The organism is Wolbachia endosymbiont of Drosophila simulans wHa (assembly GCF_000376605.1).
GTDB lineage: Bacteria > Pseudomonadota > Alphaproteobacteria > Rickettsiales > Anaplasmataceae > Wolbachia > Wolbachia pipientis.
Genome location: NC_021089.1, coordinates 1,160,615 through 1,176,649, shown reverse-complemented (window position 1 = coordinate 1,176,649; position 16,035 = coordinate 1,160,615). Strand labels below are relative to the sequence as shown.

The 16,035-nt window shown below is 35.7% G+C and carries 16 protein-coding genes; 6 read left to right on the top strand and 10 right to left on the bottom strand.

The window, feature by feature from the left end; all coding sequences use genetic code 11:
- The first annotated feature begins 65 nt into the window (after positions 1–65).
- A complete protein-coding gene (gene petA, locus WHA_RS05400) occupies positions 66–665 on the top strand; it encodes a ubiquinol-cytochrome c reductase iron-sulfur subunit (RefSeq protein WP_015589439.1) in 600 nt (199 codons plus the stop codon).
- Between the two features lie 9 nt (positions 666–674).
- Here the strand turns inward: petA and priA are convergent, their stop codons facing one another.
- A complete protein-coding gene (gene priA, locus WHA_RS05395; RefSeq protein ID WP_015589438.1) occupies positions 675–3,017 on the bottom strand; it encodes a replication restart helicase PriA in 2,343 nt (780 codons plus the stop codon).
- 144 nt (positions 3,018–3,161) lie between these two features.
- Between priA and WHA_RS05390 the strand changes: the two genes are divergently transcribed.
- Positions 3,162–4,946 (top strand): hypothetical protein, encoded by a 1,785-nt coding sequence (locus WHA_RS05390; RefSeq protein WP_015589437.1) that lies wholly within the window; start codon positions 3,162–3,164, stop codon positions 4,944–4,946.
- Between the two features lie 72 nt (positions 4,947–5,018).
- On the opposite strand, the gene thyX is transcribed toward WHA_RS05390, so the two are convergent.
- The 3 genes from thyX to WHA_RS07580 form a co-directional block, all read right to left on the bottom strand.
- On the bottom strand, positions 5,019–5,873 hold the full coding sequence (gene thyX, locus WHA_RS05385; protein WP_015589436.1) for an FAD-dependent thymidylate synthase: 855 nt from the start codon (positions 5,871–5,873) through the stop codon (positions 5,019–5,021).
- 9 nt (positions 5,874–5,882) lie between these two features.
- Entirely contained in the window at positions 5,883–7,160 is a 1,278-nt protein-coding gene (gene murA / locus WHA_RS05380) for a UDP-N-acetylglucosamine 1-carboxyvinyltransferase (protein ID WP_015589435.1), read from the bottom strand.
- 155 nt (positions 7,161–7,315) lie between these two features.
- The gene (locus tag WHA_RS07580) at positions 7,316–8,089 is read right to left on the bottom strand and encodes a CPBP family intramembrane glutamic endopeptidase (RefSeq protein ID WP_416635899.1); all 774 of its coding nucleotides are present in this window, start codon (positions 8,087–8,089) and stop codon (positions 7,316–7,318) included.
- On the opposite strand from WHA_RS07580, the gene WHA_RS07155 reads away from it, so the two are divergent.
- Positions 7,998–8,222 (top strand): hypothetical protein, encoded by a 225-nt coding sequence (locus WHA_RS07155; protein ID WP_010082031.1) that lies wholly within the window; start codon positions 7,998–8,000, stop codon positions 8,220–8,222. The genes WHA_RS07580 and WHA_RS07155 overlap by 92 nt on opposite strands.
- A 40-nt stretch (positions 8,223–8,262) precedes the next feature.
- Here WHA_RS07155 and WHA_RS07270 read toward each other — a convergent pair whose 3' ends face one another.
- From WHA_RS07270 to acpP, 3 genes are read right to left on the bottom strand one after another with little or no spacing between them, the layout of a single operon-like run.
- Positions 8,263–8,388: a hypothetical protein gene (locus WHA_RS07270; RefSeq protein WP_255324783.1), complete on the bottom strand. Its 126-nt coding sequence runs from the start codon at positions 8,386–8,388 to the stop codon at positions 8,263–8,265.
- Positions 8,389–8,391: 3 nt separating this feature from the next.
- Complete coding sequence (gene fabF, locus WHA_RS05370; protein ID WP_015589434.1) at positions 8,392–9,663, bottom strand: beta-ketoacyl-ACP synthase II; 1,272 nt, start codon at positions 9,661–9,663, stop codon at positions 8,392–8,394.
- 13 nt (positions 9,664–9,676) lie between these two features.
- Positions 9,677–9,937, bottom strand: a complete 261-nt coding sequence (acpP, locus tag WHA_RS05365) for an acyl carrier protein (RefSeq protein WP_006279836.1) — start codon at positions 9,935–9,937, stop codon at positions 9,677–9,679.
- Between the two features lie 145 nt (positions 9,938–10,082).
- Between acpP and WHA_RS05360 the strand changes: the two genes are divergently transcribed.
- Positions 10,083–10,874, top strand: a complete 792-nt coding sequence (locus WHA_RS05360; RefSeq protein WP_015589433.1) for a polyprenyl synthetase family protein — start codon at positions 10,083–10,085, stop codon at positions 10,872–10,874.
- Positions 10,867–11,808 (top strand): FKBP-type peptidyl-prolyl cis-trans isomerase, encoded by a 942-nt coding sequence (locus tag WHA_RS05355; protein WP_015589432.1) that lies wholly within the window; start codon positions 10,867–10,869, stop codon positions 11,806–11,808. Before WHA_RS05360 ends, WHA_RS05355 begins: the two co-directional genes overlap by 8 nt.
- A 68-nt stretch (positions 11,809–11,876) precedes the next feature.
- Here the strand turns inward: WHA_RS05355 and hslU are convergent, their stop codons facing one another.
- Together hslU and hslV are read right to left on the bottom strand one after the other, a co-directional pair.
- Positions 11,877–13,367 carry an ATP-dependent protease ATPase subunit HslU gene (gene hslU, locus WHA_RS05350; RefSeq protein ID WP_006280200.1) on the bottom strand — a complete coding sequence of 497 codons (1,491 nt, stop codon included), beginning with the start codon at positions 13,365–13,367 and terminating at the stop codon, positions 11,877–11,879.
- A 1-nt stretch (position 13,368) separates the two neighbouring features.
- On the bottom strand, positions 13,369–13,923 hold the full coding sequence (hslV, locus tag WHA_RS05345; protein ID WP_006280198.1) for an ATP-dependent protease subunit HslV: 555 nt from the start codon (positions 13,921–13,923) through the stop codon (positions 13,369–13,371).
- A 115-nt stretch (positions 13,924–14,038) separates the two neighbouring features.
- Between hslV and gshA the strand changes: the two genes are divergently transcribed.
- Positions 14,039–15,199 carry a glutamate--cysteine ligase gene (gene gshA / locus WHA_RS05340; protein WP_015589431.1) on the top strand — a complete coding sequence of 387 codons (1,161 nt, stop codon included), beginning with the start codon at positions 14,039–14,041 and terminating at the stop codon, positions 15,197–15,199.
- A gap of 3 nt (positions 15,200–15,202) precedes the next feature.
- Here gshA and WHA_RS05335 read toward each other — a convergent pair whose 3' ends face one another.
- Positions 15,203–16,000 (bottom strand): hypothetical protein, encoded by a 798-nt coding sequence (locus WHA_RS05335; RefSeq protein ID WP_015589430.1) that lies wholly within the window; start codon positions 15,998–16,000, stop codon positions 15,203–15,205.
- Between the last annotated feature and the right edge of the window lie 35 nt (positions 16,001–16,035).

The following is a 16,035-nucleotide window of genomic DNA, read 5'->3' as shown; positions in this document are numbered from 1 at the left end:
AAGTTTTTGTTGATTAATACGCAGTATTTAAATTAAAATATATACTTATGGCTAAGTAAAGATCAATGGACAAAAATTTAACTAAAAATAAAAAACCACTGGCAAACAAAGAGGATAAAAAAACACCTCCTGTTAAAGACCTTACTAAAAATAAGAGTAGGAGAGATTTTATAACATTAACTACATGCGCTATGGCAGGTATAGGAGCTGCAAGCGGACTTTGGCCACTGGTTAAATCTATGAATCCTTCTGCTGAAGTTCTAGCAACTTCCACAGTGGAGGTGAATTTGTCTGGAATTCAGGAAGGACACGGAGTAAAAGTAAAGTGGCAAGGTAAACCAGTATTCATTCGTAGACGCACAAAGCAAGAAATTGAGGCTGCAAGAGCTGTGAATGTGAAGAGCTTGAGGGATCCTCAATTAGATGAGCAGAGAGTATACGAAGGAAAAGACGAATGGTTAATTATGCTTGGAATATGTACACATCTTGGGTGTGTACCGGTTGACCACGCTACAAGAGATGGTAATGGTTGGTTCTGTCCTTGCCACGGTTCATATTATGATACATCAGGCCGAGTGATTGGGGGTCCTGCACCGAAAAATATGGCTGTACCTGATTATTTTTTTCCCAGTGAGAATGTTGTGGTAATTGGCAAGAAGGCTTAACGGAACTCGTTAAAAAAAACTCACAGGATCAACATCTATTATCACTGCAATACTCGAATTCAAGTTACAATTTTTAATCCAATATTTCAGCTTTTTTTGTATAGATAAACTGTGTTTATTGTGTATTTTTAATAATACCCTATGCCGATACTTATTATTTAAAAAATTTATTGCTGCTGGTGATGGGCCAAGAATTTCAAATTCCTTTTTGTCTACACCTACATTTTTTTCCTGGATACAAGTAGTTAAGCTACTTGGATAACAAAGAAGAGATTTTACTATTTCATTCGCTGCTTTTTGTGTTGCAATCTGATTCTTACCACAAATTATAAGCGCTATTAATCTGCTAAATGGTGGCATTTTGGCTTCGCGTCTTGACTTAAGTTCGATTTCATAAAATGAGTCTCTTTTTTGATGCAGCAATGCTTTTATTATTGAACTTTCAGGATTATTAGTTTGCACTATTACCATTCCTTTTTCATTAAACCTTCCTGATCTGCCTGCAACTTGGTGCAATAATTGATACGTCTTTTCCGCTGCTCTTAAATCAGAATTTTCGAGGCTCAAATCTGCATTTATTACTCCAACCAAAGTTAATTTGGGAAAATTGTGCCCCTTAGCAATTATCTGTGTGCCGATTATAATGTTCACCTCTTCCTTTAACACTAAATCAATGATGTTACTAACCGACTTCTGATCGCTGCTTATCATCGCAGTTTTTGCGTTTGGTATTAATTTCACCATTTCTTCAAGTAACCTTTCAATTCCTATGCCGTAGAGGGACAATGGCTGTTCACTTTGGCAATTAGAGCATTTTTCTGGAAGTTTCAATTGATAAGAGCAGTGGTGGCACAAAAGAGCATTTTTTTTCTTGTGATATGTAAGCCAAACAGCACAATTTAAGCAGGAAATTTTATATCCACACTTTTTACAAATTGCCAGTTGTGCATACCCTCTGCGGTTTAGAAAAAGCATAACCTGCTGTTTTTTCTCTATGGTTTGTTTGATGCTTTCAAAAAGCTCAGAGGAGATCCATTGCTTGTTGTTCCTCATATCTACTACTTTAATGAGTGGCAATTCTGCACCACCAAATCGCTTAGTTAGCTTTACATGATTGTAATTCCCGTTTTTAACATGATGAATCGTTTCAAGCAGTGGAGTAGCTGATGATAAAATAATCGGAATATTTTCAAATTTGGCTAAGATTATCGCCATATCTCGAGCATTATATATAATTCCCTGTTCTTGTTTAAAAGATGAGTCGTGCTCTTCATCAACGATAATCAATTTTAGGTTTTTATAAGGCAAAAAAAGCGCTGACCGTGCACCAATAATTATCTGCGCATTTCCATTTGCTATATTGAGCCAATTATTCCGGCGAGTTTTTGGAGTGAGCCCTGAGTGCCATTCAACTAAGTTTTTTGATATCTGACCGCGAACACGATTTACCAATTGTGAAGTTAAAACAATTTCAGGTAGGAGGATTAAAATTTGTGTATTACCTTCTCCTGATGTCATTTCAACATATTCTGGTGTCATACTAGTACGTGGCAAAGACGGTATGCTAAATGTTACAGTGGGTTTTGCCTTGAGTATAAAGGTGTCATTCCAGTGCTTGACACTGGAATCCAGGAATTTTGATTGTAAATTAGGTATTGGTTTTAAGTTAAAATAAACATTTGTAATGAGGTTATATGAAAAACTGGATCCCAGTGTCAGGCTACTCGGATAACACCCTCTTGGTAGACCCAAATCACAATGTTCGTACAGTTGTGTCTCTGGGCACTGGGATGGTAAAGTCTGAGCAGCATTTGGAACGGCAGTGTAATTCTTAATCAATTGTGCAATCACAGAGAGATAAACTTCGGTTTTTCCAGATCCTGTCTCACCGTCAAGCAAAGTCACTGAATACTCGTTCAAATTGCTTATTATTTTATCACTAGCTATCTGCTGTTCAGGGCTTAATTGGCAACTTATTTCACTTGTTTCCTGCTTTTGTTCAACACAAACCAATTTATCTATGTGATTTACTTTTAACACTCCTCCCATTATCACTTTGGCAAGCATACCAATAGGTATTAAATTGTATTGTGCAACCCACTCTGCAAATGCAATCAATTTTGGTCTAATATTTGGTAAATCGATTTTTTGCTCAATAAATTTTAATTCTCGGTTACTTTTATCACTGTATTTCCAAACTATTCCGATTAAGCGTTTTTTGCCAAATGGCACCACTACGTAATCTCCAAGTAAAATCTCAGTATTTTCCTCAATTGCATATGAAAATAACTGATCAATTGGAAGTGATAGTAATACGTCAACTGTTTTTGCCATAGTGATTGAGTTTAACATTGTTTTAAAGAGCTTGTAACTTTATTAAGCCTGGCAATATAGATGAATCGGTACAGAGAAAATCTTAACGTTTAACACATTTTTCATAGTACAGACCGTATGATTGATAAATAAAATGATTTATAGAATTTGTGGAGGCTACCAATGGTCAACGACAAGATTACTTTGAACTTTGAAATAGAAAAAGGCGAACCTATAGATCGATACTACTTTTCTGCACATATAAAGCTTACAGATGAAAGCAAAAATCTTTTGCGGGAGAAGCTTGGCAGTACAATTCAATTCGATAATCTAGATGATCACTTCAATCTTAACCATGAGAATTTTTATATCTACTACAACAAATATAGTGAGCACAATGGTAGAAGTGAGCTACACGTTAGGGATGATAACGGTAAATATTTAACCTCCAATCTTCCACTTAATTACTATGGATTCTCAATGGAACTATCACCTGACGGAGCGTCAATTGCAGATTATGGTTTTTATCCTCTGTATGCAATCTATAACCCAAATCACTATAATAAAGCAAAGGAAAAAGTATTTGATGATCACGGTGAATTGTCACCAATTGCATCAAATGTGTTAGATAATTTTTTAAGCAACACAAATAGCTTAACCACACAAGATATATTACAAAATGTATTCTCACAACTGCAGAAGAAAGCTGATGAAGAAGCAGAAAGATTGGCAAGAGAAAGAGAAGCAGAAAGACAAAGGGAGGAAGAGTTAAATGAAAAGAACGAGGAGTTAAAAGAACTTGTAGAAAAGGATGAGATTAAAATATTCAAAGTGGTAAAAGGTAATGATTTAGGTAATGGGCATTCAGCAGTAGTTTTACAACTTGATGGGGAAGAAGGTGACAAGATACCTCTCGACTCTAGTAAATACTACATAGCAGAGTATAGACACCACCCAGAATGGGAAGGCGATGAATATTTAAATTTTGTTAGCCCTGATAGTGATATGCTGGTTAATTATGAAAACTTATTTTTTGTGCTCAATCAAAGCTCCTACTCAGACTTTGAAAGTGGGTTTTATTCAGAAAACAGAACCGATCCCCATAATTATGCTAAATATTCAAAGGAACCATATTTGAGTGGTGACCAGCTATCTGAAAAATTATCTAATGAATTGGAGGAAGATAGCAATCAGATAGGTACTGAATTTACAATTGATGATGAGCAAGTAGACGAAGAAGTTGTGGTAGAGAGTGAAGCCAAGTCTGGGGAGAAAGGAACGGTTGGTGAGGATAACGCAAAAAATACTATACAGGAAGAAGAATCTAACTATATAGATCAAATGCAAGCGGATGATAGCAGCAGTTATAAACCAGCTTTGCAAAGCAATCGTGATGATTATGCTGATACGAAAAAAGCTCTGCAGGAAAAATTGCATGGAGATGAAATACACAAGCAAAGTAATGAGAAAGCTCAAAAAGATATAGAAGTAAAAAAAGTAACTGTGGAAACTGACAGTAGCAGTAATAAGACTGAAAAACAAACAAAACCAACAGAAGATGAACAAGAAACTGTTATGGCAAGTGTGATAGAAAATATGGATAAAAATTCTGATATTGAAGCAGAAACTTCTAACAGTGTTGCAAATTCACAACATCCCTTAAAAATAAAGACAGGAAGTCCTCTTGAAGTGGGAAAGTATAAGGTGGAGCTGCAAGTGACATATGATGATGTAAAGAATTTTTATGATACCGTACGTGGTAAATATCATGCTGGCGATGGATATAACTACGAACAAGTAATGGTTTTATATAATGAAATTGTTAGTCCCGCTCACAATCATCATTACGAGCTGTTTACTCTTGATGAAGCACATGTTGCTAATGATCACCTGTTTATCAAGGGTCAGGATTTTGGAACTCTAAATGATTTTAATGAGATGTTCTATAAAAGTGATGAGTTAATGTGATGTAAAAAGCAAGATTCAATCTGGTGAACGAGAGTTAACTGACAGAGGAGATTGACACGTATGCCTTTATCTTTAAGATTGTTTATCAAGTATAGACATCAGCTCGCCCCATTCTCTTTTACCAATATTACTTTCTTCTCTAGTAACGTTTTCCCCTTTAATTAATTTGCGAATTATTTCTAGACCAGTTCTTGAAATACAGGCTGATTCTAGGCAATATTCAACAAAGGCATTGTAGGCCAGTGGAACCCATTTTTTTATTATATCCAGCATAACTTCTGCATAAACTCTGATTTCATATTGGGCATGCTTATCAGCTCTAAGCTTCAAAAAATGAAGGAGATTATGCAGATCTATTTTCCAATAAAATTGCGTGTAGTAATTAAGCATTAGGTTAGTTCTGGCAATTTCTCTTGCAAGCCCCTGCTCAATAAATTTTTCATAATGAGAATATACTAAATTAGAGTCATTTGTTAGAGAATCTATTATTTCCTTTGAGGTATCTGGATCAAAAGCTTCCCCGCTACCTTGTTTATTATTGTCAGATTGTTTTGCAACTTGTTCTGGTTTAGGTGTATAAAATTCATTATCAAGTATTGAATACCTTGCTGAATATTCATTCACATTTGCAGTTCTATGCCTTATCCATTGCCTTGCAACAAAAATTGGAAGTTTCACGTGAAACTTAATTTCACACATTTCAAATGGAGTTGTATGATGATGTCTCATTAAATACTTTATAAGTGCTTCATCCTGACTTATCTGTTTTGTTCCCTTGCCATAAGAAACACGAGCAGCTTGAACTATAGCGCTATCAGAGCCCATATAATCCACTACTCGAATAAATCCATGGTCTAATACCTTATGTTCTTCATATAAGATTGCATCTATTTCTTTTACTATAGTTCGTTTGGTTGCTTCATTCATAAAATATCCTCAAGACGAAATGGAGATATCAGCTCCACATGAATTGAGTTTTTCATGCATTGCTTCATATCCTCTCCATAAATGATGTGAATTGTTTATTATAGTTTCTCCACCGGCTACCAAAGAAGCAAGCACCAAAGCTGCTGTTGATCTTAAGTCAGTAGCATATAGATTAGCTCCAGATAAGCTTTTTATTCCACTTATAGTAGCTTTGCTTTTCTCGATGCTGATATTAGCACCTAACTTTCTCAATTCATCTGCATGTGTAAATCTGTTTTCAAAAATGTTCTCTTCAATTACTGATATCCCATCAGCGATGCACATTGCAGACATCAGTTGTGGTTGCATATCACTGGGAAAATTGGGATATGGATCTGTCGCAACGTTAGCAGACTTAATAGAGCCATTTTTTCTGGAAATAACAATGCCTCCATCATACAGTTCAACCATAGCTCCTATAGTCTCCAACTCATTTGTAATACACCTTATATCAGATAGATTTATTCCTTCCAACTCCAACTTACCACCGGTTATTATAGCAGCTAGTGCATAGGTGCCTGCTTCTATGCGATCTGGTATTATTTTATGAACACATCCATTTAGTGCTTCAACTCCTGTTATTATGACCTTTGTATTATCAATTTCAATATCAGCACCCATTTTCTTCAGAAAATCTATTAAATCAAGAACTTCCGGCTCAGTTGCAGCATTGTTTATTGTTGTCACTCCTTCTGCAAATGTTGCTGCCATTATTACATTTTCTGTTGCGCCAACACTTATTTTCTCAAATGTGATTTCTTTTCCTTGTAGCTTTCCTTTCACTGTTGCAATTATATTATAGCCGTCAATTTCAATTTTAGCTCCCATTTCTTCTAATGCTTTAATATGCATATCAACGGGACGCTTTCCAATGTTGCATCCACCAGGAAATGCTGTTCTCGCTTTGCCAAATCTGCTAAGCATTGGACCCAATATTAGAAAAGAAGTTCTTAGCTTACTTGCGGTTTTATATGGCATCACGTGATTGTTGATATTGCTGCAGTCAATTTTCAAAGTATGGTTCGCTTTATAATTTTTATTGTGCATAAAGTTCACTTCTGCTTCAAGACTTTCAAGCAACTTAGACATTAGATGCACATCAATTAAATCAGGTACATTATGCAAAATTACCGGGGAGCTACTTAATAGACTTGCTGCCATTATTGGTAAAACAGCATTTTTTGAGCCATTAATCTTGATTTTTCCGACCAAAGGTTTGTAGTTATTTCTTATTAATATCTTGTGCATTTAATTAGATATAAAGTATAATTCATTAGTTTATTGAAGTCTTACTAAGTATAATAGATTGACCGTAAAAGGCAAAATTTGCTTTTTCTTCCTCATCATCCCAGTGTCATGCTACCTGCATGACACCTGATGCGAATTGCCCCCGAAATTTTATACTATGAATTACTCAAATGACGCTCTCGAGCTTTATCAAACCAAATAACACCAATTGCAACAATGAAATAACCAGCTGCTCCTAATGTAAGGCGAATTACTGCATCGAAAGTTGACAGAGGAGGAGACGGCATTAGAATGCTCAAAACACTATACACAAGATTATTTGTTGCATGAGCAATAGTTACTGGCCAAATCGAGTTGTCTTTTTCAAACAACCAGGTAAACATTATAGACATTGCACAAATATAAAGGGTATAAGCACAAATAGTCGGGAATGTAAAGCCATCCTTCCACAAAGCTGAGCCAGCAACCACATAAGTTGGTATGTGCCATACTGACCAAATAATACCGACAATAATTGCTCTGATATAAAAATTTGATATTTTGCTTTTAAGATTTTTCAAAAGATAGCCACGCCAACCGATCTCTTCACCAAGAGACATAATGATCCACATCACAAAGGTTGATAATAAAACAAATAACATCACTAATGGACTCAAAACTGCACTCAAATCCTTTACACGGTCTAACGTAAAAGACTCTCGGAAAAATGAAAAACCGCAGTAAATTGACAAAAGACCATTGGAAATTAGCATACTTACCAGAATAAGTATAAACCCTAATAGACAGTTTTTTGGCGAACTAAGTTTAAAAAGATCCCTTACCTTCTGTTTATTATAAATGGTTAGCAAAATTGCAACTGAAGCCGGAACAAATGTTGTTAATAATGTTATGTCTTTGAAAGGTAAGCACCAAGCTATAATGCACGTCAAAAAATATGTAATTACAACAAATAATGTACAATTAATAGTGGTTAAATTCATGCATACGCCCATCAATTCCTTTTCTGCATTATTGATCTTTATTCATAAATTGTCAATAAAATACTTCTTCAGGGATGAATAGAATATTTTTTCTTTTTGAATTGCTATTGATAGTTTAATTTTTATATGTATTCCATTTCACAACCGTTTGTCATCCCAGTGTCACGTGCTGGAATGACAGTAGGAGAGCTGCTTGCATGACAAGAGGAGGGTACTGGAATGACAAGAGGAAGACACTGGGGTGACATCAACTAAACTTGTCCAAATATGAGCGATGCATTAGTGCCACCAAAACCAAACGAATTAGAAAGTGCATATTGAATTTTATGCTCCTGAGCTTTAAACGGTACAAAATTTAAATCACATCCTTCTGAAGGCTTGTGTAAATTTAAGGTTGGTGGAATAATCCCATTATTTAATGCAAGAATACTGAATATTGCCTCAACGCTTCCTGCAGCACCAAGCAAGTGCCCTGTAGAGGATTTAGTTGAAGAAACGGGTATTTTATAAGCGTAATCGCCGAACAACTTTTTCATTGCTATCACTTCGATTTTATCTCCAAGTGGTGTTGAAGTTCCATGTGCATTGATATACCCTACTTGATTGGGATTAATTTGTGCACTATGAAGAGCAAGTTGCATTGCTTTAAATGCGCCTCTTCCTTCTGGATGCGGTGCAGTGATGTGGTGTGCGTCTCCTGTGAGTCCATATCCATTCAGTTCAGCATATATTTTTGCTCCCCTTTTTTTTGCATGTTCGTATTCTTCCAACACCAATATACCTGCTCCTTCACCCATAACAAAACCATCGCGTTCTGCATCCCATGGTCTGGAAGCTTCTTTGGGTTTATCATTGAATTTAGTTGATAACGCTTTCATAGATGCAAAACCTGCAATTCCAACTCTACACAGTGCACTTTCTGCTCCACCTGCAATCATCACATCCGCTTCACCAAGTTTTATAGTTCTTGCTGAGTTTATGATTGCATGCGCACCTGTTGCACATGCGGTTACTGCTGAATCGTTTGGACCTGTAAATTCGTATTTAATAGAAATATGGCCAGATATCAAATTTATTAGACTTGCAGGGACAAAAAATGGACTGACACGTCTGGGCCCTTTTTCCTGCATGGTAATAACATTTTCCTGAATTGACGGAAGACCACCTATACCAGAGCCAATAGTCACACCAACACGTTCCCGATTGATATTTTGGCTTTCCAAAATTAATGAATCATCTACTGCCTGAATAGCTGCTGCAATACCGTAATGGATAAAACGATCTGTCCTTTTTGAGTCTTTCTCAGAAATATAATCTAGTGGATTGAAATGGTGCTCAATGTTGTCTGATTGCAACGGCACCTGCCCTGCAATTTTGCAAGCAAGATCAGAAGAGTCAAATCTATCCGTATTGATTGCTTTTATGCCGGATTCACCTTTTATTAGCCTTAACCAAGTGTTGTCAACATCTGCTGCTAGTGGAGTGATTAAACCAACACCAGTGACTACTACTCTTCTGCTCATTTAACACTAACTATTAGCCTTTTTTATTATTAATGTACTCAACTATTTGCTCCATAGTTTCCATTTTTTGTGCGTCTTCATCTGGAATTTCTATCCCGAACTCTTCTTCTGCCGCCATGATGATTTCAACTGCATCTAAACTGTCCGTACCATGCTCCGAAAGCTTTGAAGAGCTGTTGAATTTCTCTACATCCTTACTAATGTGCTCTAGTATAATCTTTTTCACTTTTTCTTCTATGTCTTCTCTAGTGCTCTTTGCTAGTTCGCTATTCACATTTCTTACCAAAAAAATAACCTATTCTTTGATGTTATAAAAAATTTTTATGTTTGCAATATCTTTTATAACTGGTAAACTACAGCAAAGTTTTCTACTGCCCTAGCTGGCTAGCGTTACGTGCTAAACAATTAACAATTCAAAAATGCTAGACGAAACAACAAAAAATTTGCTTATTGTAGAAGTAAACAAACTCTTACCCGAAAATAGCGAGAATAAGCTTATATCAGCTATGCGTTATATACTCCTTGCTCCTGCAAAACATATACGCTCCTTTTTAGTCATAGCTTCATCGCAAGTGTTTAACGCGGAAGCTAAAAAAGTAATATCAGTTGCTGCAGCAATTGAATTTGTTCATGCTTACTCTCTAATTCACGATGATTTACCGTGCATAGACAACAGTGATACTCGCAGAAGCCAGCTAAGCTGCCATAAAAAATTTGATGAAGCAACAGCAGTGCTTGCCGGAGATGCACTACTTACTCTGGCTTTTGAGGTATTATCTTCGTTAAATGAGAAACGCTGTGAGATCATAAAAGTGCTCTCTCAAGCAATAGGAATTAGGGGAATGGTGGGAGGACAGGCTTTAGATATTGACACAGATTTTAACAAAATAAAAGAAATTCATTTGATGAAAACCGCAAAACTATTTGCAGCTTCATGTGAAATAGGTGCTATAATAGGGGGTGCTACAGATGAACAACGGAGAGCGTTATATAACTACGGGATAAACTTAGGGCTTATCTTTCAAGCTAAGGATGATATTGAAGACTACGAACAAGATAAAACAAATAACCTAATGTCTGTGCTTGGTAAAAGTGAAGTAGAGGACTATATAGACGGCCTCTTTAAACAAGGCTTGGATAATTTGAGTGCGCTTTCAGGGGATACTAATTATTTATATGATTTATTGAATCAAGTAAAGAAAGATGGTTAGAAAAATTATATTACAAATGCTTATTTCCGTAGTAATGATTCTCACTTTAACTTCTGCTTTTGTGTTTACTATTGTCTATATAAACAAAGGTAAACCGGAAAAAAAGGACAAGCTTTATGAGATAAATGCCACGCATGGTGGTTTGATACAGACGATAGCATATTACCTAGTGAAGCCAATACTTGAATCAGCACTTGACCGCTATATTGAAAAGCATGGGCTAACAGAATATTTAGAAGAAATGACGCAGCAAAAAGAAGAGGATTCGATAAATTTTTATGAAATTACTGAAGGCAGTGGCAGCAAGGCTTTTTGTGGCCTGGAAGTCCTATTGCAAATATATAAAATTTCTAATAATAACTCAGCAACACTCCCTAGCAAAGTTTCTGATGTTACTTTGAAAATAGGTCAAGATGACCTAAAAGAAGTGAGTTTAGGGGCAATAGGTATGAAAGAAGGCGGAGAGCGTGTAGTTACTATTGCCAATGAGAACAAAATGAATTTTAATTCTTATTACGTCAAACTGATCGAAGTAAAGGATAAATATCCCGACTCAGTAAATAATCTGATGGTTTTTAATGACTTAATTAACAAGACTGGAAAACAAGTAAGGTGCGGTGATGAGATATCGGTTAAATATAGCGTAAAGGAGCATAATGGGGAATATATAGTCAAAGATCAAACAGTGCAATTTAGGGTTGGCGATAAAAAAATACCACTTGCTATAGAGCTTGGAGTTGTGGGAATGAGAGCTGGTAATAAAAGAACTATTCTTTCTCCGCCTGACCTTTTGACTATTACTGACGATATGTTAATAAAAGACATAGATTATGATGAAAAAAATATCTCAATAATTGACTTAAGCTTAGATGTTAAGCAAGAGGTCGCAGCACACCATTCTACTGTTGAAAAACAGCCTAAAGAATATAGCTGAAATTTTAGGTCTACTGGCTAATCTTCTGAACACTCTCTATACTACTTAAAGTAGGCTTTTCGTTTTTCCTAAAGTATAAACTTAGATAAATCAAGCTGCTTCGAAATTGACTCAAGTTTATCTTTTACATACTTGCTGTCTATAATGAATTTTTCGCTATTTTTCTCAGAAGCAATGAAACTTATTTCATCTAAAAGCTTCTCCATGACAGTGTGAAGCCTTCTTGCGCCTATATTTTCCACTTGCCTATTAACTGTAAACGCTATTTCAGCTATGGTTTTTATACCATCATCAGTGAACTCAAGTGTCACATTTTCTGTTTTCATTAAAGCTATGTACTGCTTTAACAAACTAGATTCTGGTTCCTTTAATATTCTTATTAAATCCTCTTGAGTAAGTGCCTTAAGTTCTACCCTGATCGGTAATCTGCCCTGCAATTCCGGTAAGAGGTCAGATGGTTTAGACTGATGAAAAGCACCAGATGCAATAAATAATATATAGTCTGTTTTTACATGGCCATACTTAGTTGTAACAGTTGTTCCTTCAAGTAATGGTAACAGATCGCGTTGCACTCCTTCTCTGTTTACTTCACCTTTTACTTCTGTACGCGCTGCAATTTTGTCTATTTCATCCAAAAATACTATACCGTCATTACTAACAAGATCAATGGCTTCTTTGATTATCTTATCTTCATCCATTAGCCTTTCACTTTCTTCATTAATTAATATTTCACGCGCTTCTTTTACCTTCACCGTAATAGTTTTTGTTTTTTTGCTCCCGTTAAACATCTTGCCCATTATTTCTGTTACATTCATCACACCAACTTGCCCACCTGGCATGCCTGGTATATCGAAAGTAGGTAACATACTCTTGCTCTCTCTGACGTTAATAGAAACTTCTCCGTCCTCAAACTCTTTATTCCTCAACCTTTCTCTAAAAATTTTTTTACTCTCTTCGGTTGCATTTTCGCCTACCATAGAGTTTACTATTGTTTTCTCAGCTAAAATTAAAGCCTTTTTAGCTAAGGCTTTACGGGCTTTCTCTTTAACTAAAACTATTGCTGCATCAACTAAATCGCGTATTATCGAATCAACGTCACGTCCAACGTACCCTATTTCAGTAAACTTCGTTGCCTCAATTTTTATGAACGGTGCACCGGCAAGTTTTGCTAAGCGACGAGCTATTTCAGTTTTACCAACCCCTGTATGACCGATCATCAATATATTCTTAGGTATGATTTCATCACGCAATGGAAATGGAACCTGATTGCGACGCCAACGATTTCTGAGCGCAATAGCAACAGCACGCTTTGCATCATCCTGTCCGATTATGAATCTGTCCAATTCTTTAACTATCTTCTGTGGTGGCAGGTCATCTAACAAAACTTGAGTGCTGTCATTAACTTGAACATCGCTGTCATTTGAATCAAAACCACTCTTAGTATCTTTATAGAGGTTATCTTTTTCATCGTAGGTGTCACTACTACAAGACCGCCCTTCTGAAAGGGTTATGGGCTGATTGGAAAAATTGGTGCATAAAGTTTTTTGCTTGGAAGACATATCACTCCTCTATCTTTTCAATAACTACATTATGATTTGTATAAACACATATATCGCCAGCTATCTTCATAGCCTTTTTCGCAATTTCCTCTATTGATATTCCTTTAATGTCAATTAAAGCTCTTGCTGCAGATAGAGCAAAATTTCCCCCAGAGCCAATAGCTGCGACTCCATCTTCAGGTTCAAGAACATCACCTGTTCCCGTAATTACTAATGAAATAGATTTATCTGCAACGATCATCATAGCTTCTAATTTCCTCAGATATTTATCCATTCTCCAGTCTTTTGCAAGTTCAACACATGCTCTCATTAATTGCCCTGGGTGCTTGTCAAGTTTAGATTCTAATCTTTCAAAAAGAGTAAATGCGTCGGCTGTTGCCCCGGCAAATCCAGCAATTACGGAATCACCAGAAAGACGCCTAACTTTTTTTGCTCCAGATTTTATAACAGTGTGGCCCAGTGAAACTTGTCCGTCACCTATTACTACTACACTTTTATCTTTTCTAATTGATAATATAGTAGTGCCATACATTTTATTGTTATCGTGTTGAATCATTTTTCTATCACTTTAAATAAGAATCTCATTATACTTTAATCTTTAGTCAAATTTACTAAATATGTTCAACTATAGCTTATAATATAATACCTTCCTTATAACATTTAAAGTGCAGATGCAAAACATAATTCACCCAGATTTGGAAAAAAGTATAAATAATTGGTTCGAAGCAAAATTTAATGGCCTTACATCGCCATTTTATAGCTCTATAGATCTTAGAAACTCTGGCTATAAAATCGTTCCAGTAGACGCTAATTTATTTCCTGCGGGGTTCAATAACTTAAGTGAAGAATCAAGAACGATGGCAGCAAGATTGATAAAAAGCTATTTTAAAAGACATCAATACAAAAAGGTTCTTATAATACCGGAAAATTATACACGCAATAAAATGTATATAGAAAACGTATTTGTTATAGAGAAAATACTACAACTCGCAGGTTTTGAGACTAGAATTGGCCTTTTATATAATGAAGTATACAATTTAATAGAACAGTATGAAACTGTTGTGAAAGAAAACTCTCTGCTAAAGACAACTTCAGGATTTGTGCCTGATGTTATTATACTGAACCGTGATATGACGAGCCACATTCCAGACACGCTGAAAGACGTAAAGCAAGATATAGTACCAAGCCCACTATACGGTTGGCATAGCAGGCAGAAATTTAAGTATTTTGAAATCTATCAAGAATTAGCATCTGAGTTTTGTGGCGAATTTAAAATAGACCCATGGCTAATTTCTGTGCTTACAGAGAGCTGTGATGGAGTTGATTTTGATGATGATTTGTCACTAGGAGCAGTAGCAACTAAAGTTGACCAAATATTATCTCTAGTGCAAAAAAAATATGAGGAATATGAAATAAAAACACAACCTTACGTTTTTATCAAAGCAAGCAATGGCACATATGGGATGGGCATTATAACAGCAACAAGTGGAGAGGAAATATTAAACCTCAATAAAAAAAAGCGTCATAAAATGAAAAAGATAAAAGAAGGAATAGCAATCAATAGCGTTATTATACAAGAAGGTGTACCAACCATTGACATGTTTAAAAGCAGTTCTGCAGAACCGCTAATATACTATATAGGAGATACTCCAACATGTTACTTATACCGATGTAATAGCAGAAAAGATGTATATTCTAGCTTGAATGCCACTGACTGTGAGTTTCATGATGTTAGCCAGGTTGTAGAAGGTAAAATTCTATCACTTTGGAGTATTGTTAGCAAATTAGCAGTACTAGCGTTGGCAGTAGAAATAAAATCTTTTCATCCCTAATTCTTATACCTCTACAGTGCTGTCATTAGAATGACCGTTTATATTATGAACATCATCAAGTTCAGTGGAAGGATCATCATTGACAGGTTGTTGAAACAATTTGTCAAGCTGAACTGCAAGAAATACTGCACTATATATTATGCTGACTGTTACGCTTAAGTTGAAATTATAGATTATACCATTACCTAAGTTTATTGGTATAGTTGGAGTCTCTATCCTTCTTAATATGAAGTTTAATAAACCTAACGACAAAGTTAATGTGCTAATAATAAGGTCCTTCTTACACTCAGCAGACTTTTCAGGATCCTTATTATCCAGATATTCCTTGCATGTATAATAATAGCTTATAGGTTCTGAAATGAACAAAAATAGGATCGTTGAGGTTAAGTTAATATAACTTATTATGTCTGTATTGCTTCCAGTGCAAAAATGGATGATTTTCAACATCATTAGCGCTTCTATGGTGCTGCTTGCAAGATTAGCCGATTTACCCACAATTTTTGCCAGCTCTTTTTTACTCTCAGGGTTTCTGTAATCCTTAATTAGATCCTGTAGAGTAAATGCAGAATAGGCAATGTATAGAATAGATGTCGGAAACTTTACTAGTCGAGCAACATTCCGTATAAGAAAGATATTGGATCTATTATTGTCAATGAACTCGCAGCAAAATTGCAGTGAAATCTTACACAATAGGGCTGTTAAACCTGTTGTGATGCAGATTACCTTCCTGAAATCATGATCATAAATATCATGCACCCTTTGTGCGAGTATGTTAGATTTCTTTTTTAGCTTGTTTGGCATGAAATAGTTAATAACTTCCTGTTATTCTATCACAT

Coding starts and splice junctions, on each gene's coding strand:
- petA (WP_015589439.1), top strand. CDS start 66: ATGGACAAAAATTTAACTAAAAATAAAAAACCACTGGCAAACAAAGAG.
- priA (WP_015589438.1), bottom strand. CDS start 3,017: ATGTTAAACTCAATCACTATGGCAAAAACAGTTGACGTATTACTATCA.
- WHA_RS05390 (WP_015589437.1), top strand. CDS start 3,162: ATGGTCAACGACAAGATTACTTTGAACTTTGAAATAGAAAAAGGCGAA.
- thyX (WP_015589436.1), bottom strand. CDS start 5,873: ATGAATGAAGCAACCAAACGAACTATAGTAAAAGAAATAGATGCAATC.
- murA (WP_015589435.1), bottom strand. CDS start 7,160: ATGCACAAGATATTAATAAGAAATAACTACAAACCTTTGGTCGGAAAA.
- WHA_RS07155 (WP_010082031.1), top strand. CDS start 7,998: ATGGTTAGCAAAATTGCAACTGAAGCCGGAACAAATGTTGTTAATAAT.
- WHA_RS07270 (WP_255324783.1), bottom strand. CDS start 8,388: ATGTCACCCCAGTGTCTTCCTCTTGTCATTCCAGTACCCTCCTCTTGT.
- fabF (WP_015589434.1), bottom strand. CDS start 9,663: ATGAGCAGAAGAGTAGTAGTCACTGGTGTTGGTTTAATCACTCCACTA.
- WHA_RS05360 (WP_015589433.1), top strand. CDS start 10,083: ATGCTAGACGAAACAACAAAAAATTTGCTTATTGTAGAAGTAAACAAA.
- WHA_RS05355 (WP_015589432.1), top strand. CDS start 10,867: ATGGTTAGAAAAATTATATTACAAATGCTTATTTCCGTAGTAATGATT.
- hslU (WP_006280200.1), bottom strand. CDS start 13,367: ATGTCTTCCAAGCAAAAAACTTTATGCACCAATTTTTCCAATCAGCCC.
- hslV (WP_006280198.1), bottom strand. CDS start 13,923: ATGATTCAACACGATAACAATAAAATGTATGGCACTACTATATTATCA.
- gshA (WP_015589431.1), top strand. CDS start 14,039: ATGCAAAACATAATTCACCCAGATTTGGAAAAAAGTATAAATAATTGG.
- WHA_RS05335 (WP_015589430.1), bottom strand. CDS start 16,000: ATGCCAAACAAGCTAAAAAAGAAATCTAACATACTCGCACAAAGGGTG.